The organism is Corynebacterium sp. LK10, from assembly GCF_008042455.1.
In the GTDB taxonomy this organism is placed as follows: Bacteria; Actinomycetota; Actinomycetes; order Mycobacteriales; family Mycobacteriaceae; genus Corynebacterium; species Corynebacterium jeikeium_D.
Window position 1 is genome coordinate 305,383 of record NZ_NOVT01000017.1, and the last position, 21,637, is coordinate 327,019.

At 58.2% G+C, this 21,637-nt stretch carries 20 protein-coding genes; 17 read left to right on the top strand and 3 right to left on the bottom strand.

Features of this window, described 5'->3' with window-relative positions; all coding sequences use genetic code 11:
* The first annotated feature begins 32 nt into the window (after positions 1 to 32).
* Entirely contained in the window at positions 33 to 1,190 is a 1,158-nt protein-coding gene (locus tag CHU70_RS06830) for a sugar phosphate nucleotidyltransferase (RefSeq protein ID WP_048731655.1), read from the top strand.
* Between the two features lie 320 nt (positions 1,191 to 1,510).
* Entirely contained in the window at positions 1,511 to 1,879 is a 369-nt protein-coding gene (locus CHU70_RS06835) for a WhiB family transcriptional regulator (RefSeq protein WP_005510060.1), read from the top strand.
* A gap of 370 nt (positions 1,880 to 2,249) precedes the next feature.
* On the opposite strand, the gene CHU70_RS06840 is transcribed toward CHU70_RS06835, so the two are convergent.
* Complete coding sequence (locus tag CHU70_RS06840) at positions 2,250 to 2,732, bottom strand: metallopeptidase family protein (protein ID WP_147719155.1); 483 nt, start codon at positions 2,730 to 2,732, stop codon at positions 2,250 to 2,252.
* A gap of 172 nt (positions 2,733 to 2,904) precedes the next feature.
* Here CHU70_RS06840 and CHU70_RS06845 point away from each other — a divergent pair, with 172 nt between their 5' ends.
* The 4 genes from CHU70_RS06845 (at position 2,905) to manA (ending at position 7,152) form a co-directional block, all read left to right on the top strand.
* Entirely contained in the window at positions 2,905 to 3,312 is a 408-nt protein-coding gene (locus CHU70_RS06845; RefSeq protein ID WP_005509890.1) for a DUF3499 domain-containing protein, read from the top strand.
* A 116-nt stretch (positions 3,313 to 3,428) separates the two neighbouring features.
* The gene (locus CHU70_RS06850; RefSeq protein WP_080985611.1) at positions 3,429 to 4,808 is read left to right on the top strand and encodes a phosphomannomutase/phosphoglucomutase; all 1,380 of its coding nucleotides are present in this window, start codon (positions 3,429 to 3,431) and stop codon (positions 4,806 to 4,808) included.
* A 38-nt stretch (positions 4,809 to 4,846) separates the two neighbouring features.
* Complete coding sequence (locus tag CHU70_RS06855; RefSeq protein WP_049193299.1) at positions 4,847 to 5,863, top strand: hypothetical protein; 1,017 nt, start codon at positions 4,847 to 4,849, stop codon at positions 5,861 to 5,863.
* Positions 5,864 to 5,949: 86 nt separating this feature from the next.
* Positions 5,950 to 7,152 (top strand): mannose-6-phosphate isomerase, class I, encoded by a 1,203-nt coding sequence (manA, locus tag CHU70_RS06860; RefSeq protein WP_048731660.1) that lies wholly within the window; start codon positions 5,950 to 5,952, stop codon positions 7,150 to 7,152.
* Here the strand turns inward: manA and CHU70_RS06865 are convergent.
* Positions 7,149 to 7,907, bottom strand: a complete 759-nt coding sequence (locus CHU70_RS06865; protein ID WP_069359452.1) for a hypothetical protein — start codon at positions 7,905 to 7,907, stop codon at positions 7,149 to 7,151. The genes manA and CHU70_RS06865 overlap by 4 nt on opposite strands.
* 350 nt (positions 7,908 to 8,257) lie before the next feature.
* Here CHU70_RS06865 and CHU70_RS06870 point away from each other — a divergent pair, with 350 nt between their 5' ends.
* The 9 genes from CHU70_RS06870 to secA all read left to right on the top strand — a co-directional run bounded on the left by CHU70_RS06870 (position 8,258) and on the right by secA (position 19,588).
* Positions 8,258 to 8,632 carry a DUF4259 domain-containing protein gene (locus tag CHU70_RS06870; RefSeq protein ID WP_038627901.1) on the top strand — a complete coding sequence of 125 codons (375 nt, stop codon included), beginning with the start codon at positions 8,258 to 8,260 and terminating at the stop codon, positions 8,630 to 8,632.
* Positions 8,633 to 8,699: 67 nt separating this feature from the next.
* Positions 8,700 to 10,154 (top strand): adenosylhomocysteinase, encoded by a 1,455-nt coding sequence (ahcY, locus tag CHU70_RS06875; protein WP_069359453.1) that lies wholly within the window; start codon positions 8,700 to 8,702, stop codon positions 10,152 to 10,154.
* Positions 10,155 to 10,199: 45 nt separating this feature from the next.
* A complete protein-coding gene (locus tag CHU70_RS06880) occupies positions 10,200 to 10,829 on the top strand; it encodes a dTMP kinase (RefSeq protein WP_069359479.1) in 630 nt (209 codons plus the stop codon).
* A gap of 54 nt (positions 10,830 to 10,883) precedes the next feature.
* Positions 10,884 to 11,558, top strand: coding sequence for an MtrAB system response regulator MtrA (mtrA, locus tag CHU70_RS06885; RefSeq protein WP_048731669.1), 675 nt, complete (start codon positions 10,884 to 10,886; stop codon positions 11,556 to 11,558).
* Between the two features lie 78 nt (positions 11,559 to 11,636).
* Positions 11,637 to 13,310, top strand: a complete 1,674-nt coding sequence (gene mtrB, locus CHU70_RS06890) for an MtrAB system histidine kinase MtrB (protein ID WP_070429795.1) — start codon at positions 11,637 to 11,639, stop codon at positions 13,308 to 13,310.
* The gene (locus CHU70_RS06895; protein WP_049193303.1) at positions 13,311 to 15,152 is read left to right on the top strand and encodes an LpqB family beta-propeller domain-containing protein; all 1,842 of its coding nucleotides are present in this window, start codon (positions 13,311 to 13,313) and stop codon (positions 15,150 to 15,152) included. It begins immediately after the preceding gene.
* Positions 15,153 to 15,645: 493 nt separating this feature from the next.
* Positions 15,646 to 15,903: a hypothetical protein gene (locus tag CHU70_RS06900; RefSeq protein WP_141737802.1), complete on the top strand. Its 258-nt coding sequence runs from the start codon at positions 15,646 to 15,648 to the stop codon at positions 15,901 to 15,903.
* Positions 15,904 to 16,064: 161 nt separating this feature from the next.
* Positions 16,065 to 16,724 carry a ribosome hibernation-promoting factor, HPF/YfiA family gene (gene hpf, locus CHU70_RS06905; protein WP_016422210.1) on the top strand — a complete coding sequence of 220 codons (660 nt, stop codon included), beginning with the start codon at positions 16,065 to 16,067 and terminating at the stop codon, positions 16,722 to 16,724.
* Positions 16,725 to 16,885: 161 nt separating this feature from the next.
* Complete coding sequence (gene secA, locus CHU70_RS06910; RefSeq protein ID WP_070545755.1) at positions 16,886 to 19,588, top strand: preprotein translocase subunit SecA; 2,703 nt, start codon at positions 16,886 to 16,888, stop codon at positions 19,586 to 19,588.
* A 3-nt stretch (positions 19,589 to 19,591) separates the two neighbouring features.
* Here secA and CHU70_RS06915 read toward each other — a convergent pair whose 3' ends face one another.
* Positions 19,592 to 20,215: a hypothetical protein gene (locus CHU70_RS06915; protein WP_049172812.1), complete on the bottom strand. Its 624-nt coding sequence runs from the start codon at positions 20,213 to 20,215 to the stop codon at positions 19,592 to 19,594.
* Between the two features lie 287 nt (positions 20,216 to 20,502).
* Between CHU70_RS06915 and CHU70_RS06920 the strand changes: the two genes are divergently transcribed.
* Complete coding sequence (locus tag CHU70_RS06920) at positions 20,503 to 20,913, top strand: HAD-IA family hydrolase (protein ID WP_038627918.1); 411 nt, start codon at positions 20,503 to 20,505, stop codon at positions 20,911 to 20,913.
* Entirely contained in the window at positions 20,913 to 21,404 is a 492-nt protein-coding gene (locus CHU70_RS06925; protein ID WP_049172814.1) for a DUF6912 family protein, read from the top strand. The genes CHU70_RS06920 and CHU70_RS06925 overlap by 1 nt, the downstream gene beginning before the upstream one ends.
* The last annotated feature ends 233 nt before the right edge of the window (positions 21,405 to 21,637 follow it).

The window sequence follows — 21,637 nt, forward strand, 5'->3', positions numbered from 1 at the left end:
GGAACGATCCATCGAAGAAAGTTACCGATTTCATGACTACCGAAGTTCGTCCGAGTGCTGGGCATGGCTCCGCCTTCCAGCCGGGAGCGGATGCTGCACAGCAGGCGGGAGCCACGTTGGCTGAACAGACTGACGCTGTCATTCTGGTCGGCGGGCAAGGTACGCGTTTGCGTCCCCTTACCGTGAATACGCCGAAGCCGATGCTGCCCACGGCAGGGCATCCATTCCTGGAGCATCTGCTTGGCCGCATTCGTGCAGCAGGTATGAAGCACGTGGTATTGGGCACCTCCTACCGAGCTGAAGTATTTGAAGAACACTTCGGCGACGGTTCGGATTTGGGTCTCGAAATTGAATACGTCTTTGAGGCTGAGCCGCTGGGAACCGGTGGCGGTATCCGAAACGTCCTAGACAAGCTGCGCTATGACACCGCAATGATTTTCAATGGCGATGTCCTCGGCGGTACCGACTTGCGCGCGGTGTTGGGCACCCACGCGGAGAAGGATGCGGACGTCACGATGCACCTCGTCCGTGTGCCGGATCCACGCGCGTTCGGCTGTGTTCCGACCGATGAGGATGGGCGCGTCCTGGAGTTCCTGGAGAAGACCCAGGATCCGCCGACCGATCAGATTAATGCCGGTATCTACGTGTTCCGCCGCGAGATTATCGAGTCGATTCCGGCTGGTCGCCCCATTAGCGTTGAGCGTGAAATCTTCCCAGCGCTGCTTGACCGCGGTATGAACGTCTACGGTCACGTTGATTACGCCTACTGGCGTGACATGGGGACTCCGGGTGACTTCGTCCGCGGCTCCTCTGATTTGGTCCGCGGTATCGCGCCGTCACCACTTCTAGAGGGTAAGCACGGCGAAGCGCTTGTCGACGAATCTGCGTCGGTCGGTGGCGGTGCTCTTCTCTACGGTGGCTCTGTTGTCGGCCGTGGGGCGGAGATTGGTGCGGGAGCTCGGATTGATCAATCGGTGATCTTCGACGGCGCACGCATCGGTGCCGGTGCTGTAATCGAGCGCTCTGTGATTGCCGATGGTGCCGATATTGGCCCGCGAACGGTCATCAGTGATGCCATTATCGGCGAGGGTGCCGTCGTTGGTGCGCGCTGTGAATTGATCAACGGTATCCGTGTGTGGCCGGGCGTCCAGATCCCCGATCACGGAGTACGTTTTTCGACGGATGTCTAGTCTGCAGCCTTCGGCGTGTCAGACTTTTGTCGGCAATATCTGATTAGAGTTGCCGAAGTGTCGCCAAAGTTGCTGGTGAGAGGCATGTGGTGAATGTGATTGAGTTTGGGTGGCAGGTTTAGGGTTCGGGCACCATCCTTCAACCTGAACTTAATCCCCAACGCGGGGGGAGGGGCTTCAGGGGCAATGAAAAGTATTGGGGCAAATTCTCTATTCGGCTTGACCGATGGTGGGTTACACGTGTGTAATCACAAATGTGTGTTTCGCACACTAAGCCCAATTTAAAGACCCGCAGCAACAACCATCAGGAGGCCCTCGGCATGGAAAAGTCCAGCATGTTTGATGGCGGCTCTGCTGTGGATAGTGAGACGAATGCGGGTGACATCGCTGTGAATGATAGCTCCTCTGAAAACCAGCCTCGGCCGTTGACAGAGTGGGCAGATGACCTTTCGGGGTTGTTTGAAGCCGTCGATCAGGACTGGCAGGAGCAAGCTCTGTGTGCCCAGACCGATCCAGAAGCTTTCTTCCCTGAGAAGGGTGGATCCACTCGCGAAGCAAAGCGTATTTGTCGTGCTTGTGGTGTGCGAGATGAATGCCTGGAGTTTGCTCTCGAGCATGATGAGCGCTTCGGTATTTGGGGTGGCCTCTCTGAGCGTGAGCGCCGCCGTTTGAAGCGGCAGATTGGCTAGGATCGCGCGGCTAGTTTTTCGTGTGCACGCAATGCCACAGTTTCCCCTTGGGTAATACCCTGGGGGATTTTTCGGTGAACGAGTTTTTCCTGCTCTCTAGGGTTAATAGACGAAAATATGTCCGCTCAGCATGTCGCTGGGTGGGCCCTTTTGTCGCTTAGTTCTTAATGCGAGTTACTGACTGCGTTTATGACAAAAATCGCCCGAAAAATGGCCTGAAAGTGTCATAAACTTGCACAGTTTCACATTTGCAGCCCGTATTCACGCGTGCAGCCGGTAATTTATGGGGCCTGACCAGTTACTATCTTGAGAATCACACACTGTTTGTCTATTAACCCGGTCTCTAGGGAGCTCCTTAGAAGAAAGCTTTCTACAGGAAGTTCTCGTTGAAACTAGGGTCCACCTCAACCGGATCAATGCCCAGATATACCGCCACCAGGCGGATCAGTACATATTGCAGCATCTGGTCCAGTTCCACTCGACCCGAGACACGGCGCTCAATGGGGCGGCGGAACACTACTACGCAGGGGCGGGTGGGGTTGCCTACGCGGTCAATGCCAGCGGGGATAAGCCGTCCCAGCGGTATAGGTCCGTCAGCGACAATCTCTTCCGGGAAATACATGTCCGGGCGTAACTGCATGCGAGGAATCGTGTCGATGGCGATGTCCAGGTGTGACAGTTGTCGGGACCAGCGCTGATCCAATGGGGCGTAGGCGTCAATAACCGCCTGGTCAAAAGCTTCTGAACGGCTCTTCCAACGAGGTACTTCCGGCGGCAGCAGAGGTCCCCGAGGTCCGCGACCGCGTCGCAGTGAGCGTCGCAAAGAGCGCGGAGTATAAGCCGATGAATTCATATTTGTTGAGCATAATCGGTCGGCCTGTCAACGTGGGTGAGGTCAACTTTCGGCCATGTCGCGGGTTTGCTGGGTAAGGCTGGGGTGCCCCGGGGAGCGTCGGAAAGCGAAAAACGCCCGGAGTGGGAGAAAAACTATCGAAACTTAAAGTTAGGGTCTAGACTTTGATGCCGTGAGTGTTTTTAGACGTTGTTGCCGGCCCGGCTGTGGCAAACCTGCCGTAGCTACGTTGACGTATGCCTACGCGGAGTCGACGGCTGTGGTGGGGCCGCTCGCCGCCGCGTCCGAACCGCATAGCTGGGATCTCTGTGAGAAGCACGCGCGTTCCATCACCGCACCGCTGGGTTGGGAGCTCGTGCGTTACGACGTGCCGACGCCCGCCCAGGACGATGATGATTTGACCGCATTGGCGGAAGCCGTCCGTGAAGCTGGCCGCAACGCGACTGGCCTGGTGCTGCGGGATGAGGTCGACAACCGTCCTCAGACCTACAAGATTGATTCCAGCCGTCACCCGTCGACGCGGAAATCCGCGCGCGGTCACCTGCATGTAGTTCGCGATCCGGAGGATTCGGACGACTAACGGGTCGGGCGCCGTGCCCCAGCTCATGCCATCTTGCCGCGGCATTTCTTTGTGAGAGCCTCTCTGGGGCTAGTATCATTTTTCACAAAACTGATACTTACCCAGAGAGGTTTTTCGTGGGCACTTACAATCGTTCCGATTTGGATGCCGTCATCAAGGCCTATGACGTGCGCGGTGTTGTCGGTGAGGGCATCGACGCGGATCTTGTCGGAGCCATCGGCGCCGCCTTCGGACACATCATGCGTTCAGAGGGCGCAACACGTGCCGTAGTTGGCCACGATATGCGTGAGTCCTCACCGGAGTTGGCGGCTAGTTTCGCCGACGGCGCGGCTGCACAGGGGCTCAACGTCACCCTGCTCGGCCTGACCTCTACGGACGAGCTGTATTTCGCCTCCGGAGTAAAGGAATGCCCGGGCGCGATGTTCACTGCCAGCCACAACCCAGCTGAATACAACGGCATCAAGATGTGCCGTTCGCTCGCCCGCCCGATCGGGCAGGAGACAGGGCTTGCTCAGATTAAGGATCTGCTTGTCGACGGAATCCCGGAGTACACCGGCACTCCGGGCGAAATTGATCACGAGGATGTTCTGCAGGATTACGCGGCGTTCCTCCATGGGCTGGTCGACATCCGCTCTGGCCGTCGCCTGAAGATCGCAGTCGATGCCGGTAACGGTATGGGGGGACTGACAGTCCCGGCAGTGCTCGGGGAAGACATGGATGTTGCTGACCTCTACTTTGAGCTCGACGGCAACTTCCCGAATCACGAAGCCAACCCATTGGAGCCCGCCAACCTCGTTGACCTGCAGAAGTTCACGGTGGAGCAGGGCGCAGACATCGGTATTGCCTTCGATGGCGACGCTGACCGCTGCTTCGTCGTCGACGAGAAGGGCAACCCGGTCAGCCCATCGGCCATCTGTGCGTTGGTGGCCACCCGCTACCTGGAGCAGAACCCGGGCGCGGCTATCATCCATAACCTGATTACCTCACACGTCGTGCCGGAGATGATTGTGGAAAACGGCGGAACCCCGGTTCGTACCCGTGTTGGGCACTCCTTTATTAAGGCGCAAATGGCCGAGCACAGTGCTGTTTTTGGTGGCGAGCATTCGGCGCACTACTACTTCAAGGAATTCTTTAACGCTGACTCCGGCATGCTCGCCGCCATGCATGTCCTGGCCGCACTGGCAGAGCAGGATAAGCCACTGAGCGAATTCATGGCCGAGTACAACCGCTACGAGGCCTCCGGCGAGATTAATTCCCGCCTGGGCAGCGCAGAGGAGCAGCAGGCAAAGCAGAAGGAAATCGAGACTGCCTTTGCCGATCGCACCGAGTCCTCGGACTGGATGGATGGCCTGACCATTGAGCTGGCGGACTCCAAGGCGTGGTTCAACGTCCGGGCCTCCAATACGGAGCCGCTGCTGCGTCTGAACGTCGAGGCGCCGACGCGTGCTGAGGTCGATGCGCTTGTCGACGAAGTTCTCGGCATCATCCGCGGTTAATCAACCCCACACGCCCGTTTTCAGGCATGCTTGGGAGTATGACCTCGTCATTCGACTCCTCCCATAACCCGCGCCAAGAGGCCCTGTTCTACCGTATGGCCACTGCCGGCGCAGGTCTCAGAGCTGCTGCCTCCGCGACTCGCGGGGGAGCGTTTGCTCAACTTCCACTGCCGCGCAGCGCGGTCATCCTCGTGGGAAATCGTCGGGCGCAGCTCGCCGCCGAATCCGTGCGCGCGCTTGCCGACGACATCCGCTGCCCGGTCGTAATTGCGCGTCAGTTGCCCAGTTATGTCGGCGCCCTCGATTTGGTCATCGTCTGTGACGACAACCCCGGCAGCCCACTCGGTGCAGCTCTGGCTGAAGCTCATAGGCGAGGAGCAGCCACGGTCGTGGTGGATCCCGGTGAAGGGCCATTGCGTGCCGCAGGTAGCCCCGATACGGTTGTGGTTCCGCGCCCGGCGATGGCGGAGTCGGCGTCCTTTACCGCCTATGTCGGTGCCATCGCCAGCGCGCTCACCGAATGTGGCGCCACCGCTCTGGCTCCGGCTGGGATAGTCGAGGAAGTCGCCGATGCGGTGGACGCCGATATTGCCGCTTGTGCTCCGCAGCGAGATGAAACAGTTAACCCCGCGCGGCAGGTAGCGCAGTGGGTGGCAGGCCGCAGAATGCTTGCAGTGTCGACGACCTCGGCGCTGGCGCCGGTAGCGGAGCTGGCATCGTTACAGATGCTCGAGGCAGGCGTGGTCTCGGCAGCGTCGTCGATAAGCGAATTGTCTCTTAGCGTGGGCGCATTGCTCGCTGCAGAACCCCAGGCAAGCCGGGATATTTTCTATGACCCGTTCATTGATGGTGGGGATGAAGGGGCGACAGTGCTACCGTTGGGGGCGATTGTTTTAGCTGCGCCGAACAATGTGAGCCACTACCGGGACCACTACGGCGAAGCTGGATGGGCTCGTGTGGAGTGCCCTGCGCTCGATGCGGAGACTCATCATCCACTGGTTGAAGTATGTGTTACTGCAGCCAGAGTTGGTGCGATTGCGGCGTTTTCTGCGTAATCGCCGGGTGTCACCGAAGGCTTTTGGGGCTTCGGTGAGATTGGCGTGCTTGCGCCAGTAGTGACTATTAGAGGAGTGATACGGGCATGGAGCTGTTGGACCCCGTGCTGCAGTCGTACCCCTGGGGGTCTCGTACACATTTGGCGAGAATCACCGGTGCGGACGCTCCCACATCGAAGCCCTGGGCGGAACTGTGGTTTGGTGCGCATGCACTGGCATCGGCCACCGTAGCCGGCACGCCGCTGGATGAGCTCATTGCGCAGGATCCGGCGGCTGCGCTCGGATGCGCAATTGACACCGACAACGGCAGGCTGCCGTTCCTGTTGAAACTGCTCGCAGCCGATGAGCCGCTGTCGCTGCAGGCACACCCCACCTTGGCAGAAGCTCAGGAGGGATTTGCACGCGAAAATGCGGAGGGCATTCCGGCCACTGCACATTTCCGCAATTACCGGGACAATAACCACAAGCCAGAACTCATTGTCGCCCTGACTACCTTCGACGCGTTGGCCGGATTCCGCCCGGTGGAGCGCACGAAGGAGTTGCTCGCGGCGCTGGCGGTACCGGAGTTCGACCACTACATGGGACTGCTCGATGCCGCCGATGACGAGAGCGCTCTGCGGGCATTGTTTACAACGTGGTTGACGTTGCCCCAGGATGTCCTCGATGAGCTGGTCGAAGCCGTGGCTGCCAAGTGCGCGGATTACAGTGGCGAGGACGAGGAGTTCTCGCGAGTAGCCGAGACCACCTGCGAACTGGCTCGAAAGTATCCGGGGGACCCGGGAGTCCTGGGCTCGATGCTGCTTAATCGCCTTCGCTTACAGCCGGGCGAAGCCATCTACCTTGGTGCGGGACAGCTGCATGCTTACCTCAATGGCATGGGCGTGGAAATCATGGCCAACTCCGACAACGTGCTGCGCGGAGGCCTGACCTCTAAGCATGTCGATGTCGTAGAGCTACTGCGCGTGCTCTCTTTCCGCCCGCTGCCAGATCCGGTGCTGCAGTCGCGGCTGACCGATGATGGCTGGAATGACTATGACGCGCCGGTGCGCGAGTTCCGCCTTCGTTCGCGGGATCTGGAGCCGGGCGAACATGTTCTGCTCGACGAAGATTCCGCCACGGTTGTGTTGTCTACAGCGGGCACGGTTACGTTGCGTCACGACGACTCCGTGGTTGAGGTTCCCAGCGGCCATGCGGCCTGGGTTCCGGCTGTCGACGCAGCCGATATTGAGCTGACTGCGCGCCAAGACGGGGCAACCGTCTTTGTCGCGACCGTCCCGCGGGTGGGTTAGTCCTCGTCGTTATCGAAGAGATTTCCCAGGAATCCGGAGTCCTTCGGCTTTTCCGGGATTGGGGAAATCTTGCTATTGCTAGCCCCATTGCCGCCAGTGGTGTCCTTCTCCGTCGAAGGGGTCTGGTCCTTCGGAGGTGTCGGCTCCTTCGGGGATGTCGGCTCCTTCGAAGGAGTCTTCTGAGGAGTCTCGGACGGAGTTGTGGTTTGCGTACCCGACTGGGACTGCGCCTGCGATGAAGGCGGCTTCGGCTCAGCTGCTGCACCACCATCGCCTTCCGGAAGACTGTCGTTCGGCTTTTCCGAGTTATCTTCCGGTAGCAGTGGCACCGGCTTGCTGGGCGTCGGCGAAGAAACGTCGTCAGAGGTGGGCTCTGTGGTCTCCGTGGTCGTCGGAGGTGTCGATGTCGTCGACGTCGGAGTTGTCGCACTTGAGCTTGTGGAAGTCGGGGGGATGTACGCCTGCGGTGGCAGGTACGGATCCTCAACGATCTCGGTGCTCGATGACGTGGTCGGACGAGATACTAGACTGTCGTTCGTCTCAGTCAGCGAGGAATCTGAATTCGGTTCAGTGGTCTGCTGCAGCTCGGCATCACTAGGAACTGGAGGCAGTGGAGCAGAGGTCTCCATTTCCGACTGAGAGCCGGCGTTTTCCGGATTTGCACCCTTGGCGGCATTGCTATCGGAGCAGCCTACGAGCGAAGCGCTCAGGGGAAGGGCTGCAAGCAGAAGAGCTCCAAAAGCCTTCTTCACCATGGTAGGTACTCCTTTCGTGTCATGCGTGAGGTCGCCCTGTAACGAAAAAGATAACAGTTGCATTACGAGGTCTGGGAACTAACTTAACATGCCCGTTATCTTCTCTCTAGGGTGAAAATTGTGTTGAAGGGATTAAATATGTCTCTCGAACTGTAAAAGTGACGAAAAGTCGGGTAGAACTTCGGTAAGGCCACATGCGGTTCTCCGGCTAGCGGTACGTGCAGGCGACAGCTTTTAGGTCGGCGGCCAGATTACCGTGGGCTCGTCGAAAAGCGCTCTTTGGAAAGCGCTCGTCGATAGGCGAAAACTGGCTATTGGTTCGAAGCGCGAAAGGAGCGTGGCCACCTATCATGTCCATCTGGGATACCGAGATTTTTGGTAGCGATTCGGTCATTGAACTCTTCGATGAGGTTCAGGATCTCGACTCACAGGATCGTGTTGGTGCATTGATTGATGCTGGCCGCATTGGGGTGGATTCCGAAAATAGCGATGAGAAAGCATGCGCACTCGCGGCGGCTGTGATCATTGCAATTTGGAATGGTGCGCCATTTAGCGGCGGTGACATTGTGGAGGACTACAGCTTCATCCGGGAGGGAATCTCCGAGGCGCACGGCAGCGAGGAAGATGCGTTGGCTATCGCATCCGAGGTCTTCGATAGTCTTCTGGGGGAACTCAGTGAGTCTGACCAGGCGGCGCTGGAAAACTGCGTCGAAGCGGTAGAGTAACTCTCGCGTCCCCAGTAGTAATTCTTTAAGAAGAATCTCACGTCAAAGAATCTAGAGAAAGCGTTACATGTCCTCGAAGAACATTGATTTCAAGGTTGCAGACCTCTCCCTGGCTGAGGCCGGTCGTCACCAGATTCGTCTGGCTGAGCACGAGATGCCAGGTCTAATGGCGCTGCGCGAAGAGTACGCGGAGCAGCAGCCACTGGCCGGTGCCCGTATTTCCGGCTCCATTCACATGACGGTTCAAACCGCAGTGCTCATCGAGACGTTGACGGCGCTGGGCGCACAGGTCCGCTGGGCCTCGTGCAACATCTTCTCCACTCAGGATGAGGCCGCTGCGGCAGTCGTCGTTGGGCGAAACGGCACTCCGGAGGACCCGCAGGGTGTTCCGGTTTTCGCTTGGAAGGGCGAGACACTGGAAGAGTACTGGTGGTGCCTCGACCGCATCTTCGACTGGGGCGATGAAGATGCCAACATGATTCTGGACGACGGCGGCGACGCCACCATGGCTGTCATTAAGGGCATGGAATTCGAGGATGCTGGCCTGGTGCCGCCTGCAGAAGAGTCGGATTCGGATGAGTTTATTGCCTTCAAGGACATGCTTCGCGCCAGCCTGGAGAAGGATGCCGGCCGTTGGCACCGAATTGCAGAGTCGGTCAAGGGTGTCACAGAGGAGACCACCACTGGTGTCCACCGCCTCTACCACTTCGCAGAGCAGGGAGTGCTGCCATTCCCGGCCATGAACGTCAACGATGCGGTCACCAAGTCCAAGTTCGATAACAAGTACGGCACCCGTCACAGCCTTCTGGACGGCATCAACCGCGGTACCGACATGCTGGTTGGCGGCAAGAACGTACTGGTCTGTGGCTACGGTGACGTGGGTAAGGGATGCGCAGAGGCACTGGCTGGCCAGGGCGCTCGCGTTCAGGTCACCGAGGCCGACCCGATTAACGCATTGCAGGCATTGATGGACGGTTTCGACGTTGTCGCTACTGAGAGCGTCATCGCAGATGTCGACATTGTCATCACCGCCACAGGCAACAAGGACGTCATTACTTTCGAGCACATGCAGCAGATGAAGAACCACGCGCTGCTGGGCAACATCGGGCACTTCGACAACGAGATTGACATGCATAGCCTGCACCATCGCGATGATGTCCGTCGTGTGGAGATCAAGCCGCAGGTCACCGAGTACATCTTTCCGCATGCAGACGGCGAAGAGCGCTCTCTGATCGTGCTTTCCGAGGGGCGTTTGCTCAACCTGGGCAATGCCACCGGACATCCGTCCTTCGTAATGTCGAACTCCTTCGCCGACCAGACAATCGCGCAGATTGAGCTCTACTGCAACGGTGATAAGTACGACAACTCTGTCCATCGTCTGCCGAAGATTCTGGATGAGAAGGTCGCTCGCATTCACGTCGAGGCACTTGGCGGCGAGCTCACCCGGCTGTCCAAGGAACAGGCCGAATACATCGGCGTTGATGTCGAGGGCCCGTATAAGCCAGAGCACTACCGCTACTAGTTCTAAGCAAGGCTAGGCCGTAGCCATGTGTGCGAGGAGAAAAATTTGATTATCGCAGTCGAAGGAATCGACGGTGCTGGCAAGAACACGCTTGTCACAGCTGTTACCAATCAACTCCGAAGTCAAGGGCACTCCGTTTCATCGATGACCTTTCCGGCGTACCGGCAGACAATCTTCGCTGATTTCGCCGATCAAGCCTTGCACGGTCAGCTCGGCGACACTGCGGACTCCGCCTGGGCAATGGCACTCCTGTTCGCTCTGGACCGCAAAGAACGTCGTCAAGCGATTGTTGATGCAGCGCGCGAGAACGATGTTCTGATTATCGACCGCTACGTCGCGTCCAACGCGGCCTACTCCCTGGCTCGCACACAGGATTCGGCGATCGTTGAGTGGATTGAGAAGACCGAATTCGGAGATTTCCAGCTTCCGCTTCCCGACGTTCAGGTCTGTCTGGCCACGTCGGTGGGAGTGGCAGCCGACCGCGCACGCAATCGGGAAGCCGCTGATGTGCAGCGAACTAGGGATACCTACGAAAAGGACTCGGGTTTGCAGGAGCGCACGCTGGCGGCGTACCAGAAGTTCGCGGGGGGCTCGTGGCAGTCACCATGGTTGATGCTTACGGGGGATGATGGGGCGGACCGTCTTGTGGAATGGATCAGTGCACGCCTGCGCTAGCCACCTCAACCGGAAACTACAGAACTAGATAGCTTTACGTTTAGAATATGACGCATGAGCTCAAAAATCCTGGTTGTTGATGATGATCCGGCCATCGCCGAAATGCTCACGATGGTGATGGAGCGCGAGGGCTTCGACACAGTAGTAGTCGACGATGGCCTCGAAGCTGTCAAGGCAGCAGAGCGGGAGAATCCAGATTTGATTCTGCTGGATCTCATGTTGCCGGGCATGGGTGGTGTCGATGTCTGTCGCACTGTGCGAGAGACATCGGCGGTGCCGATCATCATGTTGACTGCGAAGACCGACACGGTCGATGTGGTCCTCGGCCTGGAATCCGGTGCGGATGACTATGTCACGAAGCCCTTTAAGCCGAAGGAGCTCGTGGCGCGTGTGCGCGCTCGGCTGCGTCGTCAAGAGGACAGCCCGAGTGAGACCCTCGAGGTCGGCGACCTGACTATCGACGTGCCCGGTCACGCCGTGTTCCGCGATGGCAAGGAGATTTCTCTGACCCCGTTGGAGTTTGACCTATTGCACACTCTTGCTTCCCGTCCGAAGCAGGTCTTTTCCCGTGATGAGTTGTTGGAAAAGGTCTGGGGATATCAGCACACCTCGGATACCCGACTCGTCAACGTTCACGTTCAGCGTCTGCGCTCGAAGATTGAATTGGATCCGGAAAACCCCCAGATTGTGCTGACCGTCCGCGGTGTCGGGTACAAGACGGGTGACTAATCAAGGTCAGTCAGCTTTAGTGGGAGCCGATTCTTGCGTCGATTAATAACGAAGCTTCGAGACTTCACCAACAGGGGAGTGACCTGGGCGGTTACGCTCTGGCGCACGTCTATCCAAGCGCGCATTCTGACCTCTGTGGTGGTACTGAGCGCGATGGTGATTGCGGTACTCGGTTTCGCGCTGGCGACTATTGTTACCCAGCGGCTTATCGACGCAAAGGTTACCGCTGCCGACGAGGAAATTGACCGTGCTCGCGCGGTGGTGGAGCAGGCGATTGAGAACTCTTCGTCCAACGAGCTGCAAGCTCTTCTCAACGTGGGGCGCGATGCCCTTGTGAACCGTGCAGCCGGTTCCGGTGCTGCGCCACTGACAAGTTATGAACCGCTGCTCGTGGCGCCGGTGCCACGAGGCACGGTGTTGGCTTCATCGCCGATTAAGGCCGATGTTCCAGAACGATTGCATGAAGTAGTCCGACAAGGGCAAATTGCGTATCAGGTACGCCAAGTCACTGATAACCGCGGCGATACGTACTCGGCGTTAATTATCGGTAGCCCTACTTCTACCTCGGTTGATGGGCTCGAGCTCTATCTGGTCACCTCTATGGCTGCAGAGGAATCGACTATTAAGTTGGTTCGTGGTCTCCTCGCCGGTGCGACAGTAGTCATCATGGCGCTTCTCGGCGGTATTACTTGGTTCTTCTCCAATCAGGTGACGACACCAGTGCGTTCCGCCGCCCAGATTGCCCAGCGCTTTGCCGACGGCCACTTGCGCGAACGCATGGTCGTGCAGGGTGAAGATGACATGGCGCGACTGGCCATGAGCTTTAACAAGATGGCCGAATCGCTGTCGACGCAGATTAGACAGCTGGAGGAATACGGCAGTCTGCAGCGACAGTTCACCTCCGATGTCTCGCATGAGTTGAGGACGCCTCTGACCACGGTGCGTATGGCCGCCGACCTTATTGCTGACGGCGCTGAGGACCTCGATCCGGCGACTCGCCGCGCAGCTGAGCTGATGAATGAGGAGCTTGAGCGTTTTGAGATGCTTCTCAATGACCTGCTTGAGATCTCACGCCACGATGCCGGCGTTGCTGATCTGTCCGCAGAAAAGGTCGATGTCCGTCGCTGCGTGGATGCTGCCTATCAGCAGGTAACGGTCGTGGCTAAGGAGACCGGTACACCCATCCGCTTCCACCTGCCCGATGAACCGGTAATGGCAACAGTCGACTCGCGTCGTATCGAGCGCGTGCTACGCAACCTTATGGCCAACGCTGTTGACCACAGTGAGGGCAATCCGGTGGATGTCACAGTGCGGGCGAGCAATTCCGCGGTCTCGTTTACGGTCGTTGACCACGGTGTGGGGCTAAAGCCGGAACAGCAAGAGCTGGTGTTTAACCGGTTCTGGCGCGCTGACCCCTCGCGTGTCCGACGCACCGGCGGGACCGGACTTGGCTTGGCGATCGCGCGTGAGGACGCACAATTGCATGGTGGGGAACTGGAGGCATTTGGCGTGCCGACGGTCGGTAGCTGTTTCCGCCTGACTGTGCCACTGGAGCCTGATGCGAGCTTCGGTGAGCATCCGCTCGGCCTGGAAGTTCCGCCGCTGCCCGATCAGATTCCGCATCAGCAGGAAATTGGTGCACGGGAGTTGGAATCGGATTCGATTGCACCGCAAGTCAAGAGCCAGGATCAGGGTAAGGGGCAGCCGACTAGCGATAGCGAATCCCGACAGGCACGAGAGGAGGATATTTAAATGACGGCGCAGCAACAGTCAAAGGCTCGTCGCGTCCTGCGTAAGACAGTGGCGCTTAGCTCAGTGATCATTTTGGGCACGGCCGCAGGATGTACCACCATTCCGAGAAACACCAGCCCCCAGGTGCTGCGTCCGTTTGAGCCGCCCCAAGTTCGTATTGAAGTTCCTCAGCCACGACCGAATGTCAATGCAGACATTGTCCTGCGCGACTTTTTCGCCGCGGCCGCGCATCCGGTTGATGATTTTCAAGCTATGCGTGCCTTCATGACCCCGGAACTTGCGGCCAGTTGGAAACCGCAGGATAGTGCCCGCATTCTCGACGGTGTCAACCTCATCGCCCAGAGGGATGAAGGAGGATCGCGACAGTCCTTCGTTGCCCGAGGTCGCAGCGTTGGTCAATTCGGTACTGATGGTGCGTATGAGCCCCAGTCCGGTGACTATGAGGAAACCGTGGAGATGAAGCTTGGTTCGGATGGGCAGTGGCGCATTTCCTCGCTGCCCGACGGTGTTGTCATGGAGCGTCAGGCATTCCTGGAAAACAATGTGCCTCGCAATATCTATTTCCTCGATCCGGCGGGTAATCATTTGGTCACAGATCGTCGTTGGCTCTATCGTGGCGTCACCGATGGCGCGACCAATCTGTTGACGAAGCTGAAGAACGGCCCATCAGCACCACTGCGGCCGGGCGTCACCACCGTGCTCAAGCCCAATGCCTCAATTGCGGTGGAAGCAGGACCTGTGTCCAACGCGGACGGTCGCAGGGTCGAAATCACCGGATTGGGTGATGTTTCCGAGGAACTGCGTGTCATGCTCGCGGCGCAGATTATCTGGACTCTCGACTCGGCAGATTTCCGTGGTCCGTGGATCCTCATGGCCGACGGCGAACCACTAGTTGCCAGCCACGACGAGCCGTGGACGAAGGACACCGACACAATCCAGCTCTACGACCCGAATCATCTACCGGCTGATAACGCACCGTTACGGACGGTCGACCGCAGCGGTATCTACGAGATCGCTGACGGCCACGCCACACCTGTGGGACGCGGCTGGACCGCCAGCGGCAGCACCGCGGTGTTCTCCGCGGCAGTGGGCACCAACCCCAACGGCAGCGAGCTCATTGCCGCCGTGTTCCGCTCGGCCGTGGATGGTCGTGCTGGGTCGTATGACCTCGGGGAGTCCACATTGATGCTCGGCGGAATACAAGATCAGCCGGTTCCTGTGCTGACTGGCGAGAGTCTCACCCGTCCGACATGGTCTCCAGACGCCGAGGCGGTCTGGACAGTGAAGGACGGTACAACCGTCGTACGCCTGGTTCGGCAGTCGACGTCATCTCGGATTCAGCAGGAGGAGGTTGATACCTCTGAGCTCAATCACCTTCTTGACGGCGGCGCAGGCACGGGGCGCCCGAGCGCCGGTATTTCTGAATTCCGCGTCGATTCTTCAGGCACGCAGGTAGCGATGATTATCGCTGGTGAAGTCTATATCGCCACCATCGAAAGGCATGACGATAAACCGTGGAAGTTGACGCACCCGCGTGCTCTGCCGCTCCCTGAAAACGTTTCCCCGGTGTCGCTGACGTGGTCGCCGAATCAAACGGTCACGGTGGGCGGTTACAGCGGGGACACCCCGATGTGGAGCGCCTTCCCGGACGGTGCGACCAGCTCTGTTCTGCCGAAGCTCAACCTGACACCGCCAATTCCTGTGGTTACCGCGACCTCGTCGAAGCGTTACGCATTAGATGCCACCGGTGTTATGGAGCTGATCTCCAGCGAGGGGCAGCAGCAGTTCTGGCGCCAGGTTCCGGGTGCGCGTGGTCGAATGGCTCCGGTGTCTGTGGAATAAGCGCAAATCGGGGAGGGGATTAATGGCGCAGGGGAGGTCATCGCAGGAATTTCTGCGCGTGCTTTACGACGTTACCCGCGATGCAATCGGCCTCGTGATACCGGAAACCTGTCCGGTGTGCGGCTGCTCCGGGACGCTGTGTCGCGATTGCAAGGACGATCTTCAGCAACCTCCAGTGCGGTTTTCACCGCGGGCTGCGTTACGCGCAGCAGCGTGGACCTGCGGTCCGTACTCGGGTGCGAGGAGACATCTCATTTTGTCGGCCAAAGAACGGGGCAGTGGTGAAGCCAGACGAATCATGGGGGCCGTGTTCGCCGCTGCGGTACGAAGGCTAGCCTCTGATGGCCATATAATGCCCCCGGAAATTACCCCCGTCATTTTGATTCCCGCGCCGACAAGATCGTCATCCCGTCGACAACGGGGTGGGGACCCGGTAACAATTGCCTGCGACTTTGCTTGCAGTCAGCTCCCCTCCAGTTCGGTATTGCCCCTGGTGCGCATTGGCGGGCGCACGCGGGATTCCGCGGAGCTGGGGGCTTCTCAACGCAGACGAAATCTTTCTGGCCACATTGTGCCGCTGACGCAATTCAAGCGCGGAATTAGCGACAAGCTGCGACAACGCTGTGCGCAGGCGACAGTAATTCTGGTTGATGATGTGGCCACTACTGGTGCCACTGCAGCGGAAACCGAGTTGGTGGCAGCGTCATTGGGGATTCGCATCGACATGGTGTTGGTGCTCGCCCGGGCGTAGACGCAGGGGTGTCGTCGGCAAGCGAAAAATAAACGAGGGGAACGTGGCATTGGTTACCCCCGGAACTGTATCCTGGGGGTGCAGAAAGACTCGTCACCGTAGACGCCGTGAGTAATCCCGCTCACGGAAGGGCGGTGGCCATACCGGGAGGTAGGTAGCAAGTGTCCACCCCTGCTGACAACAACGAGGTACTCAGCCCGAACGCTCAGGTGACCATCACCGGGCGCAATGTTGAGGTTCCAGAGCACTTCGCAGATCGTGTTAAGGCGAAGCTGGCGAAGATTGAGCGCCTCGACCCGACTTTGACCTTCTTCCACGTGGAGCTCCAGCACGAGCCGAATCCGCGCCGTGCAGACCGCTCTGACCGTATTCAGATCACCGCTACTGGCAAGGGTCACCTGGCTCGTGCGGAAGCCAAGGAAGATAGCTTCTACGCTGCACTGGAGTCTGCTCTGGGCAAGATGGAGCGCTCCCTGCGTAAGGTGAAGGCTCGCCGCAAGATTAGCCGTTCTGGCCACCGTGCACCGATGTCCGTCGGCGAGGCAACTGCTTCGCTGGTTGCAGAGGCTGAGGCAGCGGCTCCGGAAAAGGCTGATCCGTACGAGGATCTGGTCGAGGACGTGACCCCGGGTCAGGTTGTGCGTACCAAGCAGCACTCCGCAACTCCGATGACGGTGGAAGATGCTTTGTCTGAGATGGAGCTCGTCGGTCACGACTTCTACCTCTTCGTTAACGAGGCAACCTCTCGTCCGTCCGTGGTCTACCGTCGTCACGCATACGACTACGGTCTGATTGAGCTGGCAGACGAAGACGAGAAGTAAGTCTTCACCAAAAAGAGCACGCAATACCGCGCAGAGCTGTGTATTGGTAAGTAATTGCTCACATGAGCCCGTCTTCTCTTAGAAGGGAAGGCGGGTTCGTCGTATAATCAACCGTTGCACATTAAAGTTCGACGTGAATCGGCCGGAAAGGTCCCAATTTAGTGTTTTCGCTCAGCAAGTTGCTCCGCATTGGTGAAGGCCGCGCTGTCAAGAGGCTTGGCAATATTGCAGATCAGGTCATCGCCAAGGAAGACGAGTACGCAGCTCTTTCAGACGATGAACTCCGTGCCAAGACCGAGGAGTTTAAGAAGCAGCTGGCTGACGGTGCCGATGTAGACGATTTGCTTCTGGATGCTTTCGCCACGGCGCGCGAGGCATCCTGGCGCGTGCTGGGGCAGAAGCACTACCGCGTCCAGGTTATGGGCGGTGCGGCACTGCACTTCGGCAACGTTGCCGAGATGGGTACTGGTGAAGGTAAGACCCTGACCTGTGTGCTGCCCGCATACCTCAATGCGTTGGCAGGCAAGGGTGTTCATGTCGTTACGGTTAATGACTACCTGGCTAAGCGTGACGCGGAGTGGATGGGTCGAGTCCACCGCTTCCTGGGGCTTGAGACTTCCGTGATTCTCTCTGAGCTCAGTCCGGACCAGCGCCGCAAGGCCTATGCTGCCGACATCACCTACGGCACGAACAACGAGTTCGGCTTTGACTACCTGCGCGATAACATGGCGCATTCGCTCGACGATTTGGTGCAGCGTGGGCACCACTTTGCCATCGTCGATGAGGTTGACTCGATTCTGATTGACGAGGCCCGTACCCCGTTAATCATTTCCGGTCCGGCAGATGGCGATCCGCACTGGTACCTGGCGTTCTCCAAGATTGTGCCGCGTATGAAGCGCGACATTCACTACGAAGTCGATGAGCGTAAGCGCACCATCGGTATTCGTGAAGAGGGCGTTGAATTCGTTGAGGATCAGCTGGGTATTGCCAACCTGTATGCTCCGGAAAACTCCTCGCTGGTCAGCTACCTGAACAATGCCCTGAAGGCCAAGGAGCTGTTCACCCGCGACAAGGATTACATTATCCGCAATGGTGAGATCCTCATTGTCGATGAGTTCACCGGTCGCGTGCTGGCAGGCCGTCGCTATAACGAGGGCATGCACCAGGCAATTGAGGCCAAGGAAGGGGTGGAGATTAAAAACGAGAACCAGACGCTGGCAACCGTTACGCTCCAGAACTACTTCCGCCTCTACGACAAGCTGTCCGGTATGACCGGTACGGCTGAGACCGAAGCGGCTGAGCTGCACCAGATTTACAAGCTGAATGTCATGTCGATTCCGCCGAATCGCCCGAAGCAGCGTGAGGATCTGCCCGACCTGATTTACAAAACGCAGGAGGCAAAGTTTGCCGCTGTTGTCGAGGACATCCGCGAATGCCATGAAAAGGGCCAGCCAGTTCTCGTTGGTACGACGTCAGTTGAGAAATCCGAGTACCTTTCCAAGCTCCTGCAGCGCGAAGGTATTCCTCACTCTGTGCTGAACGCTAAGCACCACGAGAAGGAAGCTGAGATTGTCGCAGTGGCGGGTCGTCTCGGAGGCGTTACCGTGGCAACTAACATGGCCGGTCGTGGTACTGACATTGTGCTGGGCGGTAACCCGGACATCATCGCTGACCTGAATCTGCGCTCTCGTGGTCTGGACCCGGTGGAAACTCCGGAAGAGTACGAAGAGGCGTGGGACGCTGAGATTGAGCGTGTTCGTCAGCAGTCGAAGGAAGAAGCTGACAAGGTACGTGAGGCCGGTGGCCTCTACGTCCTGGGTACTGAGCGTCATGAGTCACGCCGCATTGACAACCAGTTGCGTGGTCGTACCGGTCGTCAGGGTGACCCGGGTGTTACCCGCTTCTACCTGTCCATGCGCGATGATCTCATGGTTCGCTTCAACGGTCAGCGCATGGAAGCGCTGATGAACACTCTGAATGTCCCGGATGACGTTCCTATCGACTCCAAGGTTGTCTCCAACTCCATTAAGAGCGTCCAGGCTCAGGTGGAAAGCCAGAACTTCGAAATCCGTAAGAATGTTCTGAAGTATGACGAGGTTATGAACCAGCAGCGTAAGGTCATCTACGCTGAGCGCCGTCGCATCCTCGAAGGTGAGGATTTGAAGACTCAGGTCCGTGACATGCAGGACGACGTAGTCGATGCGTATGTCAACGGTGCCACCGCTGACGGTTACGTGGAGGATTGGGACCTCGACGAGCTGTGGAATGCCCTTGAGCAGCTCTATAGCCCGACGTTTACCGCGCAAGAGCTCATTGATGGCTCTGACTTCGGTACCCCGGGTGACCTCTCGGCCGATGAGCTGTCCAAGGCTCTGCACGCGGACATCTCGGCCAGCTACGACCAGCTTGAGGATGCGGTCTCCGCAATTGGCGGCGACGACCAGATGCGCAACATCGAGCGCTTCACCATCCTGAACGTCATGGACCAGAAGTGGCGCGAGCACCTCTACGAGATGGACTACCTCAAGGAGGGCATTGGCTTGCGCGCCATGGCCCAGGCTGACCCGCTGGTGGAGTACCAGCGTGAGGGCTACGACATGTTCACCGCGATGATGGACGGCATCAAGGAAGAATCGGTTCGTCAGCTGTTCCTAATCCGTAAGCAGGTTATGCCCGCAGTGGAAAACACTGAGGGACAGGAGAATCAGGCTCCAGCTCTGCCGACGGAAGCTGCTGAGCAAAATCAGCAGATGACCTACTCCGGTCCCAGCGAGGACGGCAGTGCAGAGCAGCAGCGCGTGGATCAAGAGTCTGAGGGCAACCGAGCGCAGCGTCGGAAGGCGGCTCGCAAGCGCCGTCGCTAAGCACTAAAGCACCCGAAACGCGGTCATGGTCCATGGCCGCGTTTTTGCTGTTCCGCGGCGGAAAGTGCCCGTGAACGCGCGAACGCGCGGACCGACACGGCAACTACCCAGGAACTCGACCTTCTTGCCGTCCGCGGAAGCGCTGGCGTGAAAGGATTGCAACGCGACACCCTTGAGGCTGGTGTTCTTCGACAGCGTGAGTATCGCAGCGTGAATAATCGGGTCGATATTGATGCGACGTAGATCGTTGACTCGCCTGCGACCCGCGATGATGTCGAAGACGCGGCGAGTAATCGTGCCAAGCTCCTGTCTCAGATTCTGTTCACAGTGCTGGACGACGTGCGGTGTTTGCGGCGTCTTTTTTGCAGCAGGAGCGGCCGCGACGGGCGGTAATGCCGTCATGACAGCGGCTCCGGTGGCAGCCGAGCATCCGCTGTAGGTCGGTGCCACTTTTGCGGTTTGAGAGGCGGCGGCATTAGCTGACTGGCCGAGTTGAATTGTGTGGAGAAGCGAAAAGCCCGTTGCCGGTTCAATGGATTCCCTGCCACTGGAGCGGTGCTCAGCGGCGTGCGACAGCGCGTAAGGCATCGGTGTCTGAGATTTTGGTACGTGAGACGTTGGTGCCATGGATTAATCCCCCTAAAAACTCTCCATTGGCAAGTTCCCCCTTGCTGAAGACCATTGTCCTACAAGTGCTTTAAGTGTGCAGCTTGTGAAGGGGAATTCACGGCCGGCGTGGGGGGATTGTGGAGAAGGCGCAGTCGCGAAATGGGCTGAGTGTTTCGCTGTTAATGGTCCTATCGGTTTCCGTCAAGGCCGTTCTGGTCGTCTACAAATGGGCGTAACGAACAGCCAATTAACACGCTGAACTGGAAAAAAGGCAAACGTGCAGGTCATGCGATAAACTACAGGCCATGCGCGGAATGATTATCGATTACTGTGGTGTCCTTGACGGCACGGATGAAGACCAGGCACGTTGGCGTAATTTGCTGGTAGAGGCGCGTGCAAATGGTGTTGGCCTGGCAGTCCTGTCGAATGACCCAGGTGGCCCATCGGCGGATCCGATTCGCAAGCTCGAAGATGAGGGCCTGGTAGACGCAGTTGTGCTCTCTGGTGAAATTGGCCATGAGAAGCCTTCGGCAGAGGCTTTTAATGCAGCCGCTGCGGCTATTGAACTGCCGGCACGGGACTGCGTGTTGGTAGATGATTCGATTGAGAACATCCATGCGGCCGTCTCTAACGGCATGGTGGGAGTCTTCTATCAGCAGTTCGACCGCGCAGTGGTCGAGATTGCCGGTCTGCTGGGTCTCGAGGGCGAGTTCTAATGCGCGTCTATATCCCAGCGACTTTCTCCATGCTTGAGGCGCTTAAGGAGGATGAGCTCTTCCACGCCCGCGGTGGTTGGGGCTTTGCTGTCACTGAAGCGCTGCGCGATTTCTTTACTGAGGGCGATGATGAGGAACTGGCAGACGTAGCCTTTGATGAGGCTGCGCGTGCGTCGCTCCGTCTGCTCGATGCCGCAGAAGAGAAGTTCCCGCACCGTCGAGTGGTCATTTCCGTTGATGTGGAGGCGGAGCCGCAGTCGGATATGGGAGATGCTGTGGTTAAGGTCGGCGGCCCAATTTCGCTTGCCGACGTTGCAGCTCTCCACATTGATGTGGAAGAGGCGGAAAGCAAGGTTGAGGCTGCGATTGATGCCGTCGATAAGGCAGATCTCGGTGACGAGGATGCGGAGCTCACTGTCGGCGATGCGCTGGAGATCCCGCTGGCGTGGTACGACGTAGCTGAGCTCGGCATGGTGGTCGACTTCCTGTAGTAGCGCGTGCTCGGCGTTAAAGAAGGGGACTGGGTTTAGGAACCCAGCCCCTTTTTTGTATGGCACAAGTGTTTTCAGTGGGGGTATAAAAGACGGGATTGTTTTGTGTGGATAAGCTCCATGTCAAAGGGGGTGTTTCGCACGGGAGTGGGGGTAATGACAATTTCGCTATTTGTGTCAAAATCATTTGTTTCTCTTGACCAATAACTTACCGCTCCGTAGTCTACGTCTAA